The sequence below is a fragment of the Anaeromyxobacter sp. SG66 genome, from assembly GCF_022690805.1.
Lineage (GTDB): Bacteria > Myxococcota > Myxococcia > Myxococcales > Anaeromyxobacteraceae > Anaeromyxobacter > Anaeromyxobacter soli.
On sequence record NZ_JALCZC010000049.1, the window covers coordinates 1 to 20,402 of the forward strand.

At 73.3% G+C, this 20,402-nt stretch carries 17 protein-coding genes; 4 read left to right on the forward strand and 13 right to left on the reverse strand.

Translation table 11 applies throughout. The features are described 5' to 3' along the window. The 3 genes from MNZ39_RS14215 to MNZ39_RS14225 all read left to right on the forward strand — a co-directional run. Positions 1-637 (forward strand): murein hydrolase activator EnvC (locus MNZ39_RS14215; protein ID WP_242339593.1); only part of this gene is annotated, 637 nt, incomplete at its 5' end. 73 nt (positions 638-710) lie between these two features. Next, a complete protein-coding gene (locus MNZ39_RS14220; RefSeq protein WP_242339595.1) occupies positions 711-2,045 on the forward strand; it encodes a S41 family peptidase in 1,335 nt (444 codons plus the stop codon). 225 nt (positions 2,046-2,270) lie between these two features. Next, positions 2,271-3,776, forward strand: coding sequence for a cellulose synthase family protein (locus MNZ39_RS14225; RefSeq protein WP_242339597.1), 1,506 nt, complete (start codon positions 2,271-2,273; stop codon positions 3,774-3,776). 92 nt (positions 3,777-3,868) lie between these two features. Here the strand turns inward: MNZ39_RS14225 and MNZ39_RS14230 are convergent, their stop codons facing one another. From MNZ39_RS14230 to ftsY, 3 genes are all read right to left on the reverse strand, one after another. Further along, the gene (locus MNZ39_RS14230) at positions 3,869-4,408 is read right to left on the reverse strand and encodes a GNAT family N-acetyltransferase (protein WP_242339599.1); all 540 of its coding nucleotides are present in this window, start codon (positions 4,406-4,408) and stop codon (positions 3,869-3,871) included. A gap of 76 nt (positions 4,409-4,484) precedes the next feature. Further along, the gene (locus MNZ39_RS14235; protein WP_242339601.1) at positions 4,485-5,183 is read right to left on the reverse strand and encodes an HAD family hydrolase; all 699 of its coding nucleotides are present in this window, start codon (positions 5,181-5,183) and stop codon (positions 4,485-4,487) included. A gap of 58 nt (positions 5,184-5,241) precedes the next feature. Further along, positions 5,242-6,633: a signal recognition particle-docking protein FtsY gene (gene ftsY / locus MNZ39_RS14240; protein WP_242339603.1), complete on the reverse strand. Its 1,392-nt coding sequence runs from the start codon at positions 6,631-6,633 to the stop codon at positions 5,242-5,244. A gap of 570 nt (positions 6,634-7,203) precedes the next feature. On the opposite strand from ftsY, the gene MNZ39_RS14245 reads away from it, so the two are divergent. Next, entirely contained in the window at positions 7,204-8,073 is an 870-nt protein-coding gene (locus MNZ39_RS14245; RefSeq protein ID WP_242339605.1) for a C-GCAxxG-C-C family protein, read from the forward strand. A gap of 343 nt (positions 8,074-8,416) precedes the next feature. Here MNZ39_RS14245 and smc read toward each other — a convergent pair whose 3' ends face one another. The 10 genes from smc to gspF form a co-directional block, all read right to left on the reverse strand. Further along, on the reverse strand, positions 8,417-12,016 hold the full coding sequence (smc, locus tag MNZ39_RS14250; RefSeq protein ID WP_242339606.1) for a chromosome segregation protein SMC: 3,600 nt from the start codon (positions 12,014-12,016) through the stop codon (positions 8,417-8,419). A gap of 176 nt (positions 12,017-12,192) precedes the next feature. Continuing rightward, entirely contained in the window at positions 12,193-13,110 is a 918-nt protein-coding gene (gene gspN, locus MNZ39_RS14255; RefSeq protein ID WP_242339609.1) for a type II secretion system protein GspN, read from the reverse strand. Between the two features lie 5 nt (positions 13,111-13,115). Next, entirely contained in the window at positions 13,116-13,676 is a 561-nt protein-coding gene (gene gspM / locus MNZ39_RS14260; RefSeq protein WP_242339611.1) for a type II secretion system protein GspM, read from the reverse strand. Next, positions 13,677-15,278, reverse strand: coding sequence for a pilus assembly protein PilM (gene pilM, locus MNZ39_RS14265; RefSeq protein ID WP_242339613.1), 1,602 nt, complete (start codon positions 15,276-15,278; stop codon positions 13,677-13,679). It abuts the gene before it with no gap. Positions 15,279-15,281: 3 nt separating this feature from the next. Then, the gene (locus MNZ39_RS14270) at positions 15,282-16,745 is read right to left on the reverse strand and encodes a type II secretion system protein GspK (RefSeq protein ID WP_242339615.1); all 1,464 of its coding nucleotides are present in this window, start codon (positions 16,743-16,745) and stop codon (positions 15,282-15,284) included. Further along, positions 16,745-17,392 (reverse strand): type II secretion system protein GspJ, encoded by a 648-nt coding sequence (locus tag MNZ39_RS14275; protein WP_242339618.1) that lies wholly within the window; start codon positions 17,390-17,392, stop codon positions 16,745-16,747. The genes MNZ39_RS14270 and MNZ39_RS14275 overlap by 1 nt, the downstream gene beginning before the upstream one ends. Further along, the gene (locus MNZ39_RS24990; protein ID WP_242339620.1) at positions 17,389-17,979 is read right to left on the reverse strand and encodes a prepilin-type N-terminal cleavage/methylation domain-containing protein; all 591 of its coding nucleotides are present in this window, start codon (positions 17,977-17,979) and stop codon (positions 17,389-17,391) included. The genes MNZ39_RS14275 and MNZ39_RS24990 overlap by 4 nt, the downstream gene beginning before the upstream one ends. Further along, positions 17,976-18,749: a Tfp pilus assembly protein FimT/FimU gene (locus MNZ39_RS14285; protein WP_242339622.1), complete on the reverse strand. Its 774-nt coding sequence runs from the start codon at positions 18,747-18,749 to the stop codon at positions 17,976-17,978. The genes MNZ39_RS24990 and MNZ39_RS14285 overlap by 4 nt, the downstream gene beginning before the upstream one ends. Positions 18,750-18,767: 18 nt before the next feature. Next, positions 18,768-19,181 (reverse strand): type II secretion system major pseudopilin GspG, encoded by a 414-nt coding sequence (gspG, locus tag MNZ39_RS14290; protein WP_242339624.1) that lies wholly within the window; start codon positions 19,179-19,181, stop codon positions 18,768-18,770. Positions 19,182-19,183: 2 nt separating this feature from the next. Then, on the reverse strand, positions 19,184-20,401 hold the full coding sequence (gspF, locus tag MNZ39_RS14295) for a type II secretion system inner membrane protein GspF (RefSeq protein ID WP_242339626.1): 1,218 nt from the start codon (positions 20,399-20,401) through the stop codon (positions 19,184-19,186). Between the last annotated feature and the right edge of the window lies 1 nt (position 20,402).

The window sequence follows — 20,402 nt, forward strand, 5'->3', positions numbered from 1 at the left end:
GGCCGAGCGCGCCCGAGAGGCGGCCCGGCTCGACGCGCTCGCCGGCGAGGCGGTGGAGCGGCGCACGCAGGCGGAGGCGCGCCGCGAGGAGCGCGAGACGCTGCTCACGGCGCTCCGCAGCGCGCGCGGGTTCCACGAGCGCGCGGCGCGGGAGGCGGCCACGCAGGCGAGGCGGCTCGCGGACTTCGTGGCCACCCTCCCGCCGCCGCGGGTGGGGAGCGCGCTGCCGGGCGGGTTCGCCGCGCGCAGGGGGCGGCTGCCGGCGCCCACCGTCGGGGCCATCGCGGTGGGCTTCGGCCGCATCGTGAACCCCAAGTTCAACACCGTCACGGTGCAGAACGGGCTCGACATCGCCGCCCGCGCCGGCGCCCCGGTCCGCTCGGTCGCGCCAGGCCGGGTGGTCCACGCCGGCTGGTTCAAGGGGTACGGCAACCTCGTCATCGTGGAGCACGGGGAGGGCTACCACACGCTCTTCGCGCACCTCGGCGCGATGCAGACCGCCATGGGCGAGGTCGTGGACGCGGGCGCGGTGCTCGGCACGGTCGGGGACTCGGGCTCGCTCAAGGGGCCGTACCTGTACTTCGAGCTGCGCGAGCGCGGGCGCCCAGTGGATCCGCGCCCCTGGCTCGCGCCGTGACCGGCCCCGGATCGCTCAAAGACGCCCGGCGGCGGCGCTCCAACCGGTCGCGCGCCTCGGGTATGATCGCCCCATGACGCGCCGGCCCTTCCTCCCCCGCATCGCGCTCGTCGGCGCGCTCGCGGTCGCCTTCCTCGCCGGGCTCGGCGTGGAGCACGTGGCCTCGGCCGCGCGGCGCGGGGCCGCCGCGCCGTACCGCCCGCTCGACGTGTTCGCCGAGGTGCTCGAGAAGGTCGAGAACGACTACGTCGAGGACGTGAAGGAGCAGGAGCTCGTCTACGGCGCGATCGACGGGATCGTCGGGCGGCTCGACCCCCACTCTTCGTTCATGCGGCCCGACGTGTACCGGCAGCTTCGGGAGGACACGACCGGCGAGTTCGACGGGCTCGGCGTGGAGGTCGCGATCTCGGGCGGCGCGCTCACCGTGGTCGCGCCCCTCGCGGACTCGCCCGGCGAGCGCGCGGGCCTGCGCCCCGGCGACCGGATCCTCGCCATCGACGGGACGCCCACGAAGGACCTGCCGCTCGCCGAGTCCATCCGCCGCATGAAGGGCCCGGCGGGGACGCGGGCGGTGCTCGAGGTGATGCGCGACGGGTTCTCCGCGCCGCAGGCGCTCACGCTCGTGCGCGACCACGTCCGGGCCCAGAGCGTCGAGCTCAGGATCCTCGACCCGGAGCGGCGCTACGCGTACGTGCGCGTGAAGGCGTTCCAGGAGCGGACCGATCGCGGCGTGAAGAAGGCGCTCGACGACGCGCGGGCTCGGCTCGGCGGCGAGCTGCGCGGCCTCGTGCTCGACCTCCGCGGCAACCCCGGCGGCCTCCTCGATCAGGCCGTGCGGGTGGCGGACCTCTTCCTCGCCTCCGGGATCATCGTGACGACCGAGGGGCGTGGGCGCCGCGACGTCCAGGTCGAGAAGGCGCGCGAGAAGGACACCGAGCCGCCGTACCCGATCATCGTGCTCGTGAACAAGGGGACCGCGAGCGCGAGCGAGATCGTCGCGGGGGCGCTGCAGGACCACGGGCGCGCCGTGATCATGGGCACCCCCACCTTCGGCAAGGGCTCGGTCCAGACCATCGTGGAGCTCGAGGACGGCTCGGGGCTGAAGCTCACCGTGGCCCGCTACTTCACCCCGAAGCACCGCTCCATCCAGGAGCGGGGCATCACGCCGGACGTGGTCGTCGGCGAGGGTGTCCCCCCGGCGGTCGCGGACGCCTCCCCCGGTGAGAAGGACCTGAAGGGTCACCTCCGCAACGAGTCGATCTCTCCGGACGCTACTTCCGGGGCGGGTGCAGGGGCACCGGGGAGCGAAGACCACCCGCTGCACACCGCCCTCGACTACCTGCGCGCCGTCGACATTCTGAAGGCCTCCGCGCCGCCTTCTCCAGGCCTCGCGGTGAAGCGCGAATGACGTTTGAGGCGGACCGCGCGGGGGCCGTCTCCGAGGTCGCACCTGCCGCGCGGGAGGGCGCCCGGGTGCGAGGAGGTAACCTGCGCGGAACAATCCCGTTTTCGCCTGTCGGGGCGCAGGTTTTGGCTTGATTGACTTCGCGGACGGGGAGGCTATAGTCCGCCCGGTTTTGCAGGTCCCCGCCAGGGGAGCGGTCGCCCTGCCGCATCCCGAAAAAACGGACAGATGAGCGCCATCGAGCTATCGGTCGTCGTCGCGTACGCCCTCCTGCTGCTCCTCCTCTCGGTGTACGGCTCGCACCGGTACGCGATGGCGTACCTGTACTACCGGCACAAGTACCGGCTGCCGTCGCCGAAGGGCCGCTTCGAGCAGCTCCCGCGCGTCACCATCCAGCTGCCGATCTTCAACGAGATGTACGTGACGGAGCGGCTCATCGACGCCGTCGCGAAGATGGACTACCCGCGCGATCTCCTCGAGATCCAGGTGCTCGACGACTCGACCGACGAGACGCAGGGCATCGCGCGCGCGTGCGTCGACCGGCACCGGAAGACCGGGCTCGACATCGCCTACGTGCACCGCACGAACCGCAAGGGCTTCAAGGCGGGGGCGCTCGAGCACGGGCTCACGCTCGCGAAGGGCGAGTTCGTCGCGGTGTTCGACGCGGACTTCATCCCCGAGTCGGACTTCCTCCGCCGCACCCTCGACTTCTTCACCGACCCGCAGGTCGGGATGGTCCAGACGCGCTGGGGCCACCTGAACCGCTCGTACTCGCTCCTCACCGAGGCGCAGGCGATCCTGCTCGACGGCCACTTCGTCATCGAGCACACCGCGCGCAACCGCTCCGGCCTGTTCTTCAACTTCAACGGCACCGCCGGGATCTGGCGCCGCGACGCCATCGCGAGCGGCGGCGGCTGGCAGCACGACACGCTCACCGAGGACCTCGATCTCTCGTACCGCACGCAGATGAAGGGCTGGAAGTTCGTCTACCTCCCGCACGTCGTGACCTCGGCCGAGGTCCCGGTCGAGATGAACGCGTTCAAGAGTCAGCAGCACCGCTGGGCGAAGGGCTCCATCCAGACGGCCCTGAAGCTCCTCCCGCTCATCCGCCGCGCGGACGTGCCGAGGGCGGTCAAGCGGGAGGCGTTCATGCACCTCACCGCGAACCTCGGGTATCTCATGATGATCCCGCTCGCCATCCTCCTGCCGATCACGGTGGTGGTGCGGGTCTCGCACGGCGCGCTCGAGGTGCTCTTCCTCGACCTGCCGTTCTTCGCGGCCGCGACCTTCAGCGTCGTCTTCTTCTACATGGCGAGCCAGCGCGAGCAGGGGAAGACGCGCTGGGAGCGGGTGAAGTACCTGCCGTTCGTGATGGCGCTCGGCATCGGCCTCGCGGTGAACCAGGCGCGCGCCGTCGTCGAGGCGCTCATGGGCTACGAGACCGCCTTCACCCGCACGCCGAAGCACGGGGTGAAGTCGGCGGGCGACTCGGTCGTGAAGAAGCGCTACAAGGCGGCGGTGACCTTCCAGCCGATCGTCGAGCTCGCCCTCGCCGCGTACATGACGTACGGCGTGCTCTACCTCGTCGAGCGCGGCGTCTACTACTCGCTGCCGTTCCTCGTGCTGTTCCAGGTCGGCTTCGGCTACGTCGGTCTCGCGAGCCTCTACGAGGGCGTGCGCGGGTACCTCGCCCGGTCCGCCCGGCAGATGGCGCCGCAGCCCTCCGCGGAGTAGCCGTCGCCGAGCACCGTGCTGAACCGAGCGCGGCCTCCGGGCCGCGCTCGCCGTTTGGGGGCGCTGCCGCGCGAAGCGCGCCCGGGGGCGGGTCAGCTCACCTCGACGAACGGCCGCTCGTACACGGCGACGCCGCCGTCGAGGCGCCCGATCTCGCCGAACCCGATCCGCTCCCAGAACGCCTGCGCTCCGGGGTTCTCGTCGCCGACCGAGCAGCGGAGCGCGGTGAAGCCGGCGCGCTGCAGGGCGTGCTCCAGGGCCGCGACGGTCTCCTTCCCGTAGCCGATGCCCTGGCACGACTCGCGGAACAGCAGGAGCCCCACGTGCGCGACGCCGGGCTCGGGGTGGTGGAGGTACAGGTCGAGCACCCCGACCGCCGCGCCGCCGCTGTGCGGCACGAGGCAGTACACGCGCCTGGCGTCGTCCGCCTCCGCCTCTTCGACGAGCCGCAGCGCCGCGTCCGGCTCGGGCAGGCGGCCCTCGGTGCGCTGGAAGTAGTCGGTGGCGCCCTCCAGGCAGGCCTGCAGCTCCGCCACGTGCGAGCGATCGACGGCGACGGCGCGGAGGCGCGGCCCGTCGATCGGCGGGAGGAGCTGTCGCGTGGGAGCGGCGGGGGACGTGCGCGTCGCCATTGGGGGTCCCTCTCTCGAACCGGCCATACCCCGGGCCGCGCGGGCCGGTCAAGGCGCGGCCCCGCCCGGCGCCGGCTCACCCGAGCAGCAGCCGGAGCGCGGCGGGATCCTCGAGCGTGGCCGACACGTGGTCCGCGCCGCACGCCGCGAGCTCCCCGGCGGCATAGCGCCCGGTCGCCACCGCGAGCACCGGGCAGCCGACGTGCCGCGCCGCCGCCACGTCGCGGGGCGTGTCACCGACGACGAGCGCCTCGCGCGCGTGCACGGCGCGACCGAGGCGTGCCGAGGCCCGGGCGAGCGCCGCAGCCACCACCCGCTCGCGCGCCTCGCCGTCATGGGCGAAGCCGCCGATCGCCCCGGGGCCCCACTCGAAGTGGTGGTCGAGCGCGCCGCGGGCGAGCTTCACACGGGCGCCGTCCACGAGGTTCCCCGTGCAGAGGCCGAACGGGAGCGCCCGCGCGCGCAGCGCCTCGAGCAGCGACGCGACCCCGGGGAGCACCTCGTAGCGTGGGTCGGCGATCTCCTCGCGCAGGTGAGACAGGTAGCGTTCGAGGACGCCGTCGCACGCCGCGTCCGAGAACCCGTGGCCGAGGAGGCCGAGCGCCTCGCGCACGATGAGCCGGTCGGTCATCCCGTCGAGGCGGAGCCCGGCGAGGCGACCTGCGAGCGGACCGCACCGCTCCTCGAGCGCGCGCTCCAGGGCGCGGCGTCCCGCCCCGCCCGCGGAGACGAGCGTGCCGTCGATGTCGAAGAGGATGACCGCGAAGGGCTGCATGAGCATCTCCGACGAGCTTGGCCTGGTCAGTGCTCAGCGAGCGAGCCGCCGCCCCGTTCTAATCAAACAGCGCCTCGACGAACTCGCCGGGCAGGAAGGGCCGCAGGTCCGCGACGCTCTCGCCGACGCCCACGTAGCGTACCGGGATCCCGAGCTCGTCGCAGATGCCGATGACGACGCCGCCCTTGGCGGTGCCGTCGAGCTTCGTGAGCACGATGCCGGTGACGCCGAGCGCCTCGTGGAACTGGCGCGCCTGCGCGATGGCGTTCTGGCCGTTCGTGGAGTCGAGCACGAGCAGCACCTCGTGCGGCGCGCCCTCGGCGGCCTTGCCGATGACGCGCTTCACCTTCTTCAGCTCCTCCATGAGCGGCGCCTTCGTGTGGAGGCGCCCGGCGGTGTCGCACAGCACGACGTCCATGCCGTCCTGCGCGCCGCGCTGCACCGCCTCGAAGCAGACGCTCGCCGGATCGGCGCCTTCCTTGCCGCGCACGATGGGCGCGCCCACGCGCTCCGCCCAGATCTCGAGCTGCTCGCCTGCCGCGGCGCGGAACGTGTCGCCCGCGCCGAGGAGGACCCGCTTCCCGTCCCCCTGGAGCTTCGAGGCGAGCTTGCCGATGGTGGTCGTCTTCCCCGAGCCGTTCACGCCCACGACCATCACCACCCACGGGCGCGCCGCCCCGAGCTCGAGCGGGCGCGCCGCGGAGGGATCGCCGCCCAGCGCCAGGATGCGCGCGATCTCCTCGCGCAGCGCGTCCTTCAGCCGCTCGGGATCCGAGAGCTCGCGCCGCCGGACCTTCTCGCGGGCGGACTCGAGGAGCTTCGTCGCGGTCTTCACGCCGATGTCGGCGGTGAACAGCACCTCCTCGAGATCGGCGAGGACGGAGTCGTCGACGAGCCGCCCGCCCGAGAACAGGGCGTTGAGCCGCGCCATGAAGCCGCCGCGCGTCTTCTCGAGCCCGGCGGCGAGCGTCTTGCCCGCCTCGGCCTCCGCGCGCCGCCGGCGCTCCTCCTCCTCGCGGCGCTTCGCCTCCTCGGCCTCGCGCGCGGCGCGCGCCGCCTCCTCTCGCGCCCTCGCCTCGGCCTCCTCGCGCTCGCGCTGCCTGCGCTCACGCTCGAGCCGCTCCGTCTCCTTCTTGCGGCGGTAGTCCTCCTTCTTGCGCGCCTCCTCCGCCTCGCGGGGCAGGCCGGGCTCGCCGCGCGGCGCGGGCACCTGCGGCGGCGGGGCGACGGGCGGCGGCACCTTCGCCGACAGGGGCGGGAGCGCCTCCGGGCCGGTGAGCTCGCGCTCGATCTCGTCGGCCGGGACGGGCGGCCCCGGCGGCGGCCGGCGGCGGCGCGCGATCCGGATCGCGGCGACCACGACGAGGAGGGCGAGGAGGACGACGATCGCGATGGCGATCCAGTCGTTCGGGGTCAGCGTCTCGAGGAAGGACGGGGGACGCGGCGGCACGCGGGGCTCCGTTCGAGCTTTGGGGGCGGAAGCCTCCGGCCCCCGGACTCCGCGCGCCCCGGGGCGGCTCGTCCGCCGGACCCGGCGCGCGCCAGGAAAGTCGGCACTCTATAGAGGCCGGCGGAACGGCGTGTCAACGCGCAGCCCTCCGGCGGAGCTTTCCCGACGCCGCGAAATCGGTTCGCGCCTCCCCCGGTAAGGCAAGGCCGGAGGTCCCCGGGAGCGTGCGACCGCCCAGCGCAGACGGCGGCGCAGTCGTGACATGAAATCAACTCGGAGCGCGGTCGCTCGCCGCAGTGGCCGCGCGGCGGCGCGCGGGCGCGGCGGTCTGTCGCGAAATCACGAGCCAGACGCATCGTTTACGCAGGGCGTTAACCCTTCCCTCGAAGGTCAGCGCGATCTCCCCGGGCCGGCGCGGGGTTACGGATTCTTCAGCGAAATCATTGACTTAACGCCCGGGCCGTCCGGTACGGTCGCGAACGGCGTGTCGACCGATCCCGACGCTGCCGTCAGAGACCGCGCGAGGCGCGGCACGCCGGATTCAACTCGCAGTCATCGAAGGAGCTCATCGTGACCAAGGAACTCTCCCGTAGAAACCTGCTGGGCCGCGCCGGCCTCGCGCTCGGCGGCGCCGTGACGCTCGGCGTCCTTCAGGCCTGCGGCTCGGACTCGGACCCGGCCCCGCAGCAGACGCCACAGGAGCCGGCGGGACCGCAGGTCGCCGACTTCCCGTACGAGCAGCACCTTCCCGCCGGGTACCGGCTCGATGCCACGCCGATCCGCGAGGCCGCGTACCAGGGGTACTACGCCGGAGGCTGCTGCCACGGCGCGTACAGCGCCCTCGTGGGCCACCTCGCCCAGACCGCCGGCGCGCCGTTCTCGCTGCTCCCGCTCGACTTCGGCAAGTTCGGCGGAGGCGGCATCGCCAGCTACGGCAGCATCTGCGGCGCCCTCCTCGGCGGCGTGCTCGTGACGAACATGGTGGTCGCCGACGCGACGGCGCGCGCGGCGATCATGACCGACCTCATGCGCTGGTACGAGGGCGCGAGCTTCCCGCAGTACACCCCGCAGGCCGTGAACGCCGGCGAGACCGGGCTCGTGAAGGACTTCAGCGCGGGGAACCTCGTGAACCTGCAGCAGGTCCCCGGCGCGCACCTGTGCCACGCGTCGGTGTCCGGCTGGTGCGCCGCGAACGGCGTCTCCGCGACGGGCGCGGACAAGAAGGCGCGCTGCGCCCGCCTCACGGCGGACGTCGCCGGGAAGGTGGCCGAGCTGCTCAACACCTACCTCGAGACGAAGGCGTTCACGGCGGCGCCCATCGACGACGCGTCGAAGACGTGCCTCGTGTGCCACCCGGGCACCAGCACGACGGAGCCCGTGGCGAGCGGCATGACCTGCACGACCTGCCACTCCGACAAGGCGACGGGGCATCCCATGTAGAGACGGGGGCTGCGCCCCCGCCCCGACGACGGCTGGCCGCCGTCGTCGGGGTCCCCACCCCTGCTCGGCGGGTCCCGTGAACGGTCGCGCCCGCGTTCGCGGGCTCGCGACCGTTCCCCGCCTGAGGGGCTTCGCCCCTCCCGCGCGCTGCGCGGGGCCCTCCCGCGAACGCCGGCCGCCGTCGTCGGGGTCCCCACCCCTGCTCGGCGGGTCCCGTGAACGGTCGCGCCCGCGTTCGCGGGCTCGCGACCGTTCCCCGCCTGAGGGGCTTCGCCCCTCCCGCGCGTTGCGCGGGGCCCTCCCGCGAACGCCGGCCGCCGTCGTCGGGGTCCCCACCCCTGGTTCAGGCCGCGGCGGCTTCCTTGGTGCGCTCGGAGAGCCGGACGGAGACGAGCTTCGAGACGCCCGGCTCCTGCATGGTGACCCCGTAGAGCGTGTCCACCATCTCCATCGTGCGCTTGTTGTGCGTGATGAGGATGAACTGCGAGGTCTTCGACATCTCCTTCACCATCTCGTTGTAGCGGCCGACGTTCGCGTCGTCGAGCGGCGCGTCGACCTCGTCGAGGAGGCAGAACGGCGTCGGCTTGATGAGGAAGATGGCGAAGATGAGCGACACGGCGGTGAGCGCCTTCTCGCCGCCGGAGAGCAGGTTCACGCTCTGCAGCTTCTTGCCGGGCGGCTGCGAGAAGATCTCGACGCCCGCCTCCCCGTCCCCGTCCGCCTGCGTGAGCACGAGCCCGGCGCGGCCGCCGTTGAACAGGCGCGGGAAGACCGCCTGGAACTTCTCGTTCACGAGGTCGAACGTCTCCTGGAAGCGCTCGCGCGAGGCGCGGTTGATCTTCACGATGGCGGCCTTGAGATCGGCGAGCGAGCGCTCGAGGTCCGCCTTCTGGGTGCTCATGAACTCGTGGCGGCGGGCGAGGTCGTCGTACTCCTCGATCGCGGTCAGGTTGATGGCGCCCATCCGCTCGGACTGTGCCTTCAGCTCGTCGAGCCGCTCGCGCTCGGCGTCGCCCGGCGGCCGCTCCAGGTGGAAGCGCGCCACCTCCCACTTGAGCTCCGCCTGGCACCGCTCGCGCGTCTGCTCCTCGAGGTGGGTGAGCTCGAGGGCGTGCTCGCGCGCCGTGAGCGCCGCCTCGCCCATCGCGCTCCGGGCCGCCTCGGCGCGGGTGCGGAGCTCGCGGGCCTCGGCCTCGCGGCCGCGCGAGGCGGCGGCGCGCCCCTCGTGCTCGGCGCGGGCCCGGGAGAGCTCCTCCCGGACGCCGGCGAGGTCCTGCGACAGGCGGTCGAGATCGACGCGCGTGCCGTCCAGCCGGCTGCGCAGCTCGGCCGCGCGCGCGTTCGCCTCGGACAGGGCCGCGAAGAGGCGCGCCCGCCGCTCGTCCACCTCGCGCCGCGCGTCGTCGATGCGCTTCAGCGCGGCGCCGATCCCCTCGCGGCGCTCGGCGTCGGCGGCGACCTTCACCTTGAGGTTCATCAGCTCGGCGGTGAGGACGTCGCCGCGCTGGCGGGTCTGCTCGAGCCGGAGGACGGCGTCGCGGGCGCGCTCCTCGGCGCGCGAGACCTCCGCCTCGGCGGTCGCCGCGGCGACGCGGTGCTCCTCCTCCTCGCGCGAGAACGCCGCGAGCGTCTCCTCGAGCTGCGAGCGCTCGATCTCGAGGGCGCCCATCCGCTCGCCCACGCGCTCGAGCTCCTCGCCGACGCGGGCGAGATCCTTCTCCTGGTCGAGGAGCGCGAGCTCCTTCTCGCGGCCGTCCTTGTCGAGGCTCTTCAGAGCCGCCTCGAGCTGGAGGAGGCGCGCCTGCAGGGTGCGGTGCCGCTCCTGCGCCAGCGAGAAGTCCGCCTCGAACCCGCGGACGACGTCCTCGAGCTCCTGCGCCTCGCGCCGCCGCTGCAGCGCGCCGTGCCCCTCGCCCTCCAGCGGGCCGCCGGTGACGACGCCGTAGGGGTCCAGCACCTCGCCGTCGAGCGTCACGAGCGTCCGCTTGTCGCCGCTCTGCTGCCAGAGCTCGAGCGCGGCGGGGAGGTCGCGCACGATGAGCGCGTCGCCGAGCAGGAAGCGGACGACCTTCTCGTACGAGGACTCGAAGCGGATGACGTCGAGGCAGCTCGCGACGACCCCGGGGTGGCCGCCGAGGTCCGGCGCGGGGCCGGCCGTGGCCGCGTCGCGCAGGCGCGCCATCGGGATGAGGGAGGCGCGCCCCTCGGCGGCGGACTTCAGGTAGTCGATCGCCTCGACGCCCTGGGAGTGGCTCTCGACGATGACGTACTGGAGCCGCTCGCCCAGCACCGCCTCGATGGCGTTCTCGTACTCGGCCGGCGCGGACACGACGTCGGCGACGAGGCCGAAGACGCCGCGGTCGCGCGCCTCCGCCTGGCCGGCGCGGGTCATGAGGCTCCGCACCCCGCGGCCGTAGCCCTCGTAGTTGCGGACGATCTCGAGGAGGCTGTTGAGGCGCGAGCGCTTGTCGGCGAGCTCCTCGCGGATCGTGATGAGCCGCGCCTCGTTCTGGATGAACTCGGCCCGCGTCCGCTCGAGCATCTCCTCCTGCGCGCCGCGCTGCTCGTCGAGCCGGAGCTTGAGCTGGCGGGTCTGACCGAGCTTCTCGACGAAGCGCGAGCGCGAGCCGTCGAGCTGGGAGGCGCGCTGGGCGAGGTCGTCGGCCTCGCCGCGGTTCTTCTGGATGCGGCCGCGCAGGTCGAGCCGCTGCCGCTCGAGCTGCGCGAGCTGGCTCTTGTGGCTGGTCGCCTCGGAGAGCGCGGCCCCGGCCGCGGCGCGCGCCCGATCCGCCTCGCCCTGCAGCGCGCCCTGCTCGCGGCCCGCGTCGCGGAGCGCGGCCTCGGCGTCCACGAGCCGGGTCTCGTCGGTGGTGACGAGCGACTGGAGATCGTCGCGCTGCTGGAGGAGCGCCTCGCGCTCCTGCGCGAGCGCCTCCGCCTGCGCCTTCAGCGCCTCGACCTCGGCGGCCTGCGCGCGCGTCCGCTCCGCGATCTGCTCGAGCTCGCGCGCGGCGGCCTCGACCGAGACCTCGGAGACCCGTGCCTGGCTCTCGAGCGCGTGCTCCTTGGCGCCGAGCTCGGCGAGGCGCCCCTCGCTCTCGGCGAGCAGCGCACGATCGCCGTCGATCCCGCCGTCGAGCTCGGCGAGGCGCGCCACGACCTCGGCCTCCTCGGCCTTGAGCGTCGCGTGGCGATCCTCGGCGGCGCGGCGGGTCGCGGTGAGCTCGAGGTAGCGCGCCGCCGCCGCCCGGAGCTCGAGCTCGCGGATCTGCGCGCGCAGGGCCTTGTACTTCTCCGCCTTGCGCGCCTGGCGGTTCAGGCTCTCGAGCTGCTTGCCGAGCTCCTGCACGATGTCCGCGACGCGCAGCATGTTCTGCTGCGTCGCCTCCATCTTCCGCTCCGCCGCCTCGCGCCGCTTCTTGTACTTCGTGATGCCGGCGGCCTCCTCGATGATCGCCCGCCGGTCCTCGGGGCGGGCGGACACGATCTGGCCGATGCGGCCCTGCTCGATGATCGAGTACGCGGTCCGGCCGACGCCCGAGCCGAAGAAGATGTCGTTCACGTCGAGCAGCCGCGACTGCACGCCGTTCACGAGGTACTCGGACTCGCCGCTGCGGAACAGGCGGCGCCCGACGGTGATCTCGGAGTACCCCTGGTACTGGGTTGGCAGCTCGCTCGGGCGGTCGTTCTCGAAGGTGAGCAGCACCTCCGCCATGGAGAGGGGCGGCTTCGTCTCCGAGCCGTTGAAGATCACGTCCTCCATCGAGCGGCCGCGCAGGTGCCGGGCGGACTGCTCGCCGAGCACCCAGCGGATCGCGTCCGCGACGTTGGACTTCCCGCACCCATTTGGGCCGACAACGCCGGTGACGCCCTCGTCGAAGGCGACCACGGTCTTGTCCATGAACGACTTGAAGCCGACGATGTCGAGCCGCCGGATGCGCATGGCGAACCCGATATCACGACCCCATGGGCGGCTTCAAGGGAAGCCCTTGATCAGAGGGAGGTTTTCCCCCAGTCCGGCCCGGACCACGTGGGGCCCGGGTCCGATTTCGCCCATGAGAACGCGGCGTTGCGTGACGAGGCATGTATCGCCACGCCGCCGGGCGCTCCGAAGGCTGGCTACTGACCCCCCTGGACGGGCCGGAGCTGCGGTCTCGAGACGCTCCCGGCGATCTGGAAGTTCCATGCGCCGTCGCGACCGCGCGAGGAGGCGAGGGCCGCCTCGGCGACGCCCTTGAACGCCTGCGTCTCGCGGCGCGCCCAGAAGGCGTCCTTCACCTTGAGCTTCGCCTTGCCGGAGATGGGGGCGTACTCGATGCGCGGCTGCAGCACGGCGTAGAGCCCGTCGGCCGTGAAGTCCGCGTCGCCGCCTCTCGCCTCGAGCTTCTCGAAGGTGGCCTTCCCCTGGTCGAGCTTCACCGCCGCGACGAGCTCGCCGAGCCCGAGCTTCGGGAGGGCGAGGCCGCTCGTCATCCCGGGGACCGGGAGCTGCCCCCCGTTCACGCCGGCCTCCGTCACCGTCACGTCGATCCGGCCCTTCGGCTGTCCGTTCGGCGCGGCGGGCACCGTCAGCGCCACCTTGCCCGAGAGCTTCCCGGTGAGGTCGAGGCCCGAGGCCTTGCGGAGCGGCAGCGCGCGCGCGAGGTCCACGCCCCTGGCCGCGAGGGCGATCTCCCGCTCGTCGCCGGACAGGTCTGCCGTTCCCTCCACCTCGCCGTCGTACAGCCGCGCGTCGAACGCGACGCTGCGCCTGCCCGTGAGGAGCGGCAGGAGCCTGAGCGACGCGGTGAGCTCGTCGAGCGGGACCTTGAGGCCGGAGGCGGCCTCGACGGTCACGCCCTCCGCGTGGATCCCGGCGATCCCGCCCGGCCCCACGTCGGCCATGTCGACCTGCCAGCCGCGCGCGGCGGCCTCGAGGACGATGCGCTGCTTCACCGCGTCGGCGGGGAAGGTGAGCCGGAGGGCGAGGAGGAAGGCGGCGAAGGTGAACGCGCCGTAGAGGAGGCGCGGGCGCCAGCGGTTCCAGTCGATCGTCATGGCGCTCAGGTCCGGAGCTGGTACGTGGAGACGACGAGGGTGGCGTCGACGAGGGCCGGATCGTCCGAGCGGGTGGAGACCCGGATCCGGCGGACCTTGACCACGCCGGCGCCGCGCTCGAGCGACTGGAGGAGGCGCGCGAGCCGGGGGAGATCGATGCGGGCGAGGTTCACCTCGACCGACTCCTCGCGGATCCCCTCGAGGTCGGCCGGCGCGCCGGTCGGCCGCAGGTCGTTCACCTCGATCCCGAGCGCCGCGCCCGCCTGGGAGATGTGGCTCATGAGCTGGATGGGCTGGCCCTTGAGGCGCGCCTCCAGGGCGCTGCGCTCCGCCTGGTTGCGGCGGTAGCCCTCGGCCAGCTTGCCGAACTGCGACATCACCTTGGTCTTCTGGTCGATGCGCTCCTCGCGGGCCGCCATGCCCGAGGAGATCTGGAACGAGACGAGCCAGACGACGAACGCGACCACCGCGACCGCCGCGGCGGTCACCATCACGCGCTCGCGCTGAGACAGCTTGGCGAGCCACGCCTCCGCGTCGGCGCGGAGCTTCCGGAGCCGCTCCAGCATCTATCCCCTCCCGCCCGGCGCCGCCGGGCCCGACTCGAGGCAGGTGATCCCCGCGTCGATGGAGAACTCGAACTTCCCGTCGGACCCGCGCCGGCGCGCGCCGCCGGAGCGCGCGTCGCCGAAGCACCGCGAGGCCTGCAGCGCCGAGACGATCTTGTCGACGTTCTCGGCGGCGTCGGTCGTGCCCTGGAGGTGGAGCTTGTCCTTCGTGACCTCCATGCGGTCGAGGCGGAGCGGCACGTCCGGCACGCGCTGCGCGAGCTCGGCGAACACTTCGACCGCGGAGACCCGCGGGATGGCCGCGCCGGGCGTCCCGCGGCCGCGCAGGATGGCCTGCGCCTCCTCGAAGCTCGCGTAGCACTTGCCGAGGATGCGCTGCTCCGACGCGCACAGCGCGTCGTCGAGCGCCTTCTCCTGCCGGGCGAGCGCGAAGAGCCGCACGCCCGAGCTCATCACGGCGAGCACGACGAGCAGCGCCGCGAACACGCCGAGGCGCGTGACCTTCCCCTTCACGTGCTCGAAGTCGCGCGTGTAGGCGAGCGCGCCCCGGCGCAGGTTGAGGCGCGGCGCGCGCGCGCCCTGGTGGCCGCGCAGCGCGAGGGCCAGGGCGAGCGCGAGGCCGGGCGCGTCCTCGGGCGCGATCCGCTCCGCGGCGGGGCCGGCGAGCTCGAGCGGCCCGATCGCCCCCTCCGCCTCCGGCGCGACCGCCTCCGCGAGCGCCGGGAGGCGGGCGAGCTCGCCGCAGAGGACGAACCGCCGGACCGGGCGCGCGCCGGCGCGCGCGCGCCACGCCCGGAGCGTCGCGCGCAGCTCGCGCACGAGGGGGGCGAGCGCGCGGGGCAGCGCCTCGTCGACGCGGGGGTCGCGGGCGTCGCGGGAGACGACCGCCGCGAGGGCGTCGGCCTCGGAGAGCCCGAGGTCGCGGCTCACGACGCGGGCGAGGTGGGCCGCGCCGAACGGGAACGTGCGCGCCGCCTCGGCCAGGCCGCCCGCGACGACGCACACGCTCGTCCGCTCGTGCCCGACGTCGAGGATCAGGTCCGCGGGGACGAGCGCGCCGGGCTCGGCGGGCGGCGCCTCCTCGCCGGCCACCGCGCCGGTCGCGAAGAGCGCCGCGTACGCCGGGCCGGCCGGCACGACGGCGCGCGGGTCGACGCCTGCGTCCCCGAGCGCGGCCACGAGCGCGGCGAGCTCCTCCTTGCGGACGACTGCGACGTGGAGGTCGGTCTTGCCGTCGTGCGCGTGGAGCGGCTGCCAGTCCCACGCGACGTCCTCGAGATCGAAGGGGATCTGCCCCTCCACCTCGAACCCCACGGTCTGCTCGATCCGGCGCGGATCCGTGAAGGGGAGGGTGAGCACGTGCGAGGAGGCGGCCGCGCCCGGGAACGCGGTGATCACCGCGTCGGGCCGCCAGCCGCGCTCCGCGAGCAGCGCGCGCACGGCCTCCGCCTGCCGCGCCACGAGGGGCGGGCCGCCCTCCGTCGCCGCCTGCACCGGCACGCGCGCCGTGTCCACCACGGCGTAGCCGCGGTAGGTGCTGTCGAGCAGCACCCCCTTCACCGCGTGGGCCCCGAGATCGAGGCCGAGGTTCCTCTGCGCCATCCGTCACTCCTCGCGCCAGCGCAGGAACCGGCTCGGCTTCACGCCGGTGGCGGCCGTCTGGAGCTGTTGCGCCTGGGTCTGCAGCTGCGCCAGCGCCTGGGCCTGAGCGGGGTCCTGGCCCTGGAGCGGCGCCTGCGTCTGCGTCTGCGTATCGCGGTTCTGGCTCGGATCGAAGCTCACGACCGCGTCGACGCTCTTCGTCACCGCGCCGGCGGTGCCGGCCGAGCGGATGCGGAACACGTACGAACGGTCCGTGAGGAACTGCTTGCCGCTCGACGGGGAGAGGGCGGCGGTGTTGACGCTCACCTGGAGCCCCCTCACGATCTCGGCGAACTGGAGCGGCGTGATCGTCATGAGGCCGTTCAGGGTCAGGTCGGCGATGGCCTTCTGGAGCTTCGCGCCGAACTCCGGGTCGAGCAGGAACGGCTGGGAGGGCGGATCGGCGATGAGCCGCGCCAGCTCGACGAGGTCGCGCCGGTCGAGGGTGTTCACGTTCCGGGGGGCCTCCACGGGGAGGTACACCGTGAGACGGTCGCCGAACGCCGCCATGAACACGTCGGAGACGCCCGCGACGAGGTACAGCTCCTCGATGGAGTCGAGCCGCGCGTTCTTCGCCCGGTAGCGATCCTCGCCCTTGTCGTAGGGGAAGTTCTCGTCGCCGAAGCCCGGCTCGAACGGCGGGTCCCCGGCCTCCATGAGGCAGGCCGCGCCGGGGAAGCCCGCGACGAGCGACGACGAGACCTTGTCGTCGTCGATCCAGTCGCGCAGGTGGACGATGAGGTCCTGGCGGCTCGTGCGGACCCCGTTCGCGTCCTCGCGCTCGAAGATCCGGTCGAAGCGCGGATCGCAGATGAGCTGGTAGAGCCCCTGCACCTGCATGCGCGCCGGGCCGCTGATCTCGCGCGCGTCGAGCTGGGCGTTCACCTTGCGCCCCTCGTCCTCGATCTTGGCCTCGAACGCTCCCTCGAACTCGCCGAACGCCGCCGGCGGGCGCGCGCCGCCCGCCGCCCCTGCCGGCGAGGCTCCCGCCGCCGGAGCCTCCTGACCGGCTCCGCCGAACAGCGACTGCACGAGCGTCGAGCTCACCGGCACCGCGCTCCAGATCTGCGGTCGCGGGCAGGCGGCGGCAGGCGGGTTCGCGCCGCCGGGCCGCTGCTGCTGGCCCGCCGGCGTGCGCGCGCCGGGCAGCCCCTGCCCGAGGAGCCCGCACGCGGCGCCCGCCGCGTCGTCGAGCTGCTGCTGGAAGCCGAGCACCATCCGCGACAGCGCGACGCCGCTCTTCGCGAGGTAGGTGGCGCGCAGCTCGTCGCGCGCGTTCGCGGCGATCTCGAGCGAGACGCGGCTCTCGTAGGCGAGGTTCGCCGCGAGCGCGGTGAGGATCGCGACCGAGACGATCACGACGAGGAGCGCCGCCCCCCGCTCCCCGCCGCCGGGCCGCCCGCGGCCCGCTGTCGTGCGCGCGCGCATCAGAAGTCGAGCGGCCGCGAGATCGCGATCCGCGCCTCCGTCGAGAGCTTCTCGGTCCGTCCGTCGGGCAGCTTCGTCTCGAGCTCGATCCGCACGCGCTCGGGCAGCTCGCTCTCGTGCTCCGTGGCGCGCGTCGACCACTCGCGCACCCACTCCTTGCGCTTCGGGTCCCAGTAGCCCAGCCGGAAGGCGGTGATCCGGTCCGCCACGACGTCCTTGCGGCCGCCGCGCTCCGGGTCGGCGTCGACGCGCGGCTTGGAGCGCCGGAACAGCGCCTCCTCGCCGGCGTGGTCCGGGTCCGCCTCCAGCACGTACTCGACCACCGCCTCGTCCGACTCCTTCACGTCGGGCGACACCCGCTCGTGCGCGAGCGTCGCGAAGAGCACCTGGTCCTCGCGGCCGCGGAACAGGGTGGGGCGCTCCCGGTGCTCGTTCCGGTCGTAGTGATCGGACAGGTACGCCATGGTGAGCTCGCGCGAGAGCCGCGTCAGCGCGACGCGCACGGCGGCGTAGCGCTCCGCCTGGCCGCGGACGATCTCCGAGGCGCGGTCCACCTGGCGGAAGCTGCCCACCGTCATGGCGCCGATGATGGCGGTGATCGCGATGGCGATCATCACCTCGACGAGCGTGAAGCCCGCGTTCCTCACGCGCCGGGCTCCCGGGGCGCGAGCACCACCATGTGCGTCACCACCGTGAAGGACTCGTCGCGCTTGCCGTCCTTCCACGCCACCTTGAGCCGCACCTCGCGCACGCCCTTCTTGATCTGCTCGCCGAGCTGGGTGATCGGCGCCTGGAGCCCCTGCGCGAGGGCGCCCGCGCCCGGGCCGACGGTCTTCGGCCCGCCCTTGCCGGCCTGCGGCGCGGCGGCGGCGAGGAGGTCCTCGAGCGCGCCCTCGCCGCCGGTGAGCATCTGCAGGATCCGCTCGGCGGAGAGCTCCACCTGCGGCTTCACCACCTCGGTCGACCAGCGCACCTCGGGGTGGCCGGCGTCCTCGAACGTCCCCTCCGCGCTCTCGTCGAAGTCGCGGAAGCCCTTCCGCTCGTACTCCGACTCGAGCTCCACCATCTTGCCGCGCGCGAGCAGCGTCGCGACCTCGAGCTGGCGCGCGCGCACGTGGTTGCGCAGGGAGCCGCCGACGATCTCGGAGACGGTGAGCAGCGCCGCGGCGAGGATCGCGAGCGCGATCATCACCTCGAGCAGCGTGAAGCCGCGCCTCGCGGCCCGGCGGGTCACTCCTTCACCTCCACGTCGCCGGGCACGACCCGCGCGCGGCCGGTGAACGGCTCGAGCACGATCGTGTAGCGGTTCGAGCCGTCGACGATCGGCACGTAGGCGCGCTGCGCCTGCCCGCCCGCGAAGAACTTGACGTAGGCCTTCCCCTCCTCGATCGCGCCGCGCCGCCCCTCGACCCTCACCGGGCCGAACCGCGCGCTCCCGGGCAGCGCGTGCTTCTTCACGACCCGGTCCGGGAGCCCGCCGAGCTCGGTCCGCGCGAGGAGGCGCCGCATCTCCTCGTCGCGCTCGTCCGGGAAGCGCTCCTCGAGCGACTCGGCCCCCTCGCCCTCTCCGGCGGCCGCCGCGCGCGCGCTCCCGGCCCGCCCCGTGCCGCAGTCCGCCCACCACGCCGCGCCGTCGAGGTCGAGCGTCAGGGCGCACCGCGCGTGCCGCAGCGCAGCCATGTCGAAGAGCGCGCGCATCGACCCGGCGAGCTCGCCCGCGGCCTTCCGCGCGTTCGCGCCGGAGACGGACTGGAGGGCGGGCACCACGAAGGTGGTCGCGAGCGCGATCACCCCGAGGACGATGAGCAGCTCGACGAGCGTGAACCCCCGCTGCGCTCGCGCGCACGCCGCCATGCCGCGAGCGCAGGCGCAGCCGGACGAGGCTGCGCCGGAGCGAGCCGGCGGTCCGGGGGGCGCGTCGCGTGCGCCCACCGGCCAGAGGACCGGCTTCGCCGCCATCGCATCGGCGCCCCGGAGGGCGCGCTTCGCGCGTGAGGTGCTCACGAGGTCGGGGAGACGTCCTCAGTAGTTGACGATGTCGTCCTCGGTGCCGGGCTGGCCGTCCGGCCCGTTCGACTTCACGTCGAAGCCGTCCGGGTTCTTCTGGCCGGGGTAGAGGTAGACGTAGTCGTGCTTCCACGGATCCTTGATGGAGCCGTCCGGCTGGTTCGCCTTGAGGAACCCCTCCTGGATGAGGATGCGCAGGCCCTCCTCCGTGGAGGGGTAGCGGCCGCGCATCACGCGGAACGCGTCGACCCCCTGGTTGGCGATGTTCTGCACGTCGGTCGTGGCCTTCTTGATCTCGGCCTCCTTCTGCCGGCCGATGACGTTCACGGCGACGGCGGAGGCGATGAGGCCGATGATCACGAGGACCACCATGATCTCGATGAGGGTCATGCCACGCGCGGCGGCGCGGGCGAGCTTCGCGGACTTCACGGTCAGCCTCCTACGAGGTTGTTGATCTGGAGGATCGGCATGAGGACGGAGAAGACGATGAAGGCGACGACGCCGCCCATCGCGACGATCATCACCGGCTCGAGCAGCGACGTGAGCGCGGCGATGGTCGTCTCGACCTGGTCTTCGTAGGCGTCGGCGACGTTCGCGAGCATCTCCTCCAGCGCGCCGGAGCGCTCGCCGATCGCGACCATGTGGTGCACGAGCGGCGGGAACTCGCCGGAGCGCTTGAGGGGCGCGGCGATGGACTCACCCTCGCGGATGGCGTCGCGGGCCTGCTCGATGACCTCCGCGAGGCGCGTGTTCCCGAGGATGTTCTTCACGATGTCCATGGCGGTGAGGAGCGGGACGCCGCTCTTGAGCAGCGTCGAGAGCGTCCGCGCGAACCGGCCGATGGCGATCTGCCGGATGATGGGGCCGAAGATGGGCGCCCGGAGCGCGGCGCGATCCCAGGCGGCGCGCCCGGCCGGCGTCCGCCGCCAGCGCGCCAGGCCGTAGACCGCCGCCACGCCGGCGAGCAGGATCGCCCACCACCAGCGCGACGCGAACGACGAGATGCCGATGGTCACCTGGGTGTACCAGGGGAGGGTCGCGCTGGTGTTCTCGAAGATCGAGGTGATCTTGGGGATCACGACGGTGAAGAGGATGCCCATGATCCCGGTCCCGATGACCATCATCGCGATCGGGTAGGCCATCGTGCCCGCGATCTTGGAGCGGAGCCGCGCCTGGCTCTCGGTGAACTCGGCGAGCCGCACGAGGACGATCTCGAGCGCGCCCGAGCTCTCCCCGGCGCGGATCATGTTCACGTAGAGCGTGGAGAAGACGCGCGGGTGGACAGCCAGCGCGTCGGCGAGGGAGCTGCCCTCGTTGACCCGCTGCTTCACGTCGCCGAGCACCCGCTTCAGCCGCTCGTGCTCGACCTGGTCGACGAGGGCGGTGAGGGCCTCGACGAGCGGGATGCCGGCGTGCGCGAGCACGGCGAGCTGCCGGGTCGCGACGGCGAGGTCGCGCGCGCCGACGCGCCCGAGCACCCAGCGGCGGACGTTCACCTCGCGCTTCGCCTGCGCCTCGCCGAGCACCTCGGTGAGGAACACGCCCTCGCGGCGGAGGTTCGCGCGGAGCGTCTTCGGCGAGTCCGCCTCCTTGAGCCCCTGCACCGCCTTGCCGGCGGCGTTGAGCGCCTTGTACTGGAAGACCGGCATG

Excerpts from the sequence above, each read along its gene's own strand:
- MNZ39_RS14220 (WP_242339595.1), top strand. The coding sequence starts at position 711 with ATGACGCGCCGGCCCTTCCTCCCCCGCATCGCGCTCGTCGGCGCGCTC.
- MNZ39_RS14225 (WP_242339597.1), top strand. The coding sequence starts at position 2,271 with ATGAGCGCCATCGAGCTATCGGTCGTCGTCGCGTACGCCCTCCTGCTG.
- MNZ39_RS14230 (WP_242339599.1), bottom strand. The coding sequence starts at position 4,408 with ATGGCGACGCGCACGTCCCCCGCCGCTCCCACGCGACAGCTCCTCCCG.
- MNZ39_RS14235 (WP_242339601.1), bottom strand. The coding sequence starts at position 5,183 with ATGCAGCCCTTCGCGGTCATCCTCTTCGACATCGACGGCACGCTCGTC.
- smc (WP_242339606.1), bottom strand. The coding sequence starts at position 12,016 with ATGCGCATCCGGCGGCTCGACATCGTCGGCTTCAAGTCGTTCATGGAC.
- gspN (WP_242339609.1), bottom strand. The coding sequence starts at position 13,110 with ATGACGATCGACTGGAACCGCTGGCGCCCGCGCCTCCTCTACGGCGCG.
- gspM (WP_242339611.1), bottom strand. The coding sequence starts at position 13,676 with ATGCTGGAGCGGCTCCGGAAGCTCCGCGCCGACGCGGAGGCGTGGCTC.
- pilM (WP_242339613.1), bottom strand. The coding sequence starts at position 15,278 with ATGGCGCAGAGGAACCTCGGCCTCGATCTCGGGGCCCACGCGGTGAAG.
- MNZ39_RS14270 (WP_242339615.1), bottom strand. The coding sequence starts at position 16,745 with ATGCGCGCGCGCACGACAGCGGGCCGCGGGCGGCCCGGCGGCGGGGAG.
- gspF (WP_242339626.1), bottom strand. The coding sequence starts at position 20,401 with ATGCCGGTCTTCCAGTACAAGGCGCTCAACGCCGCCGGCAAGGCGGTG.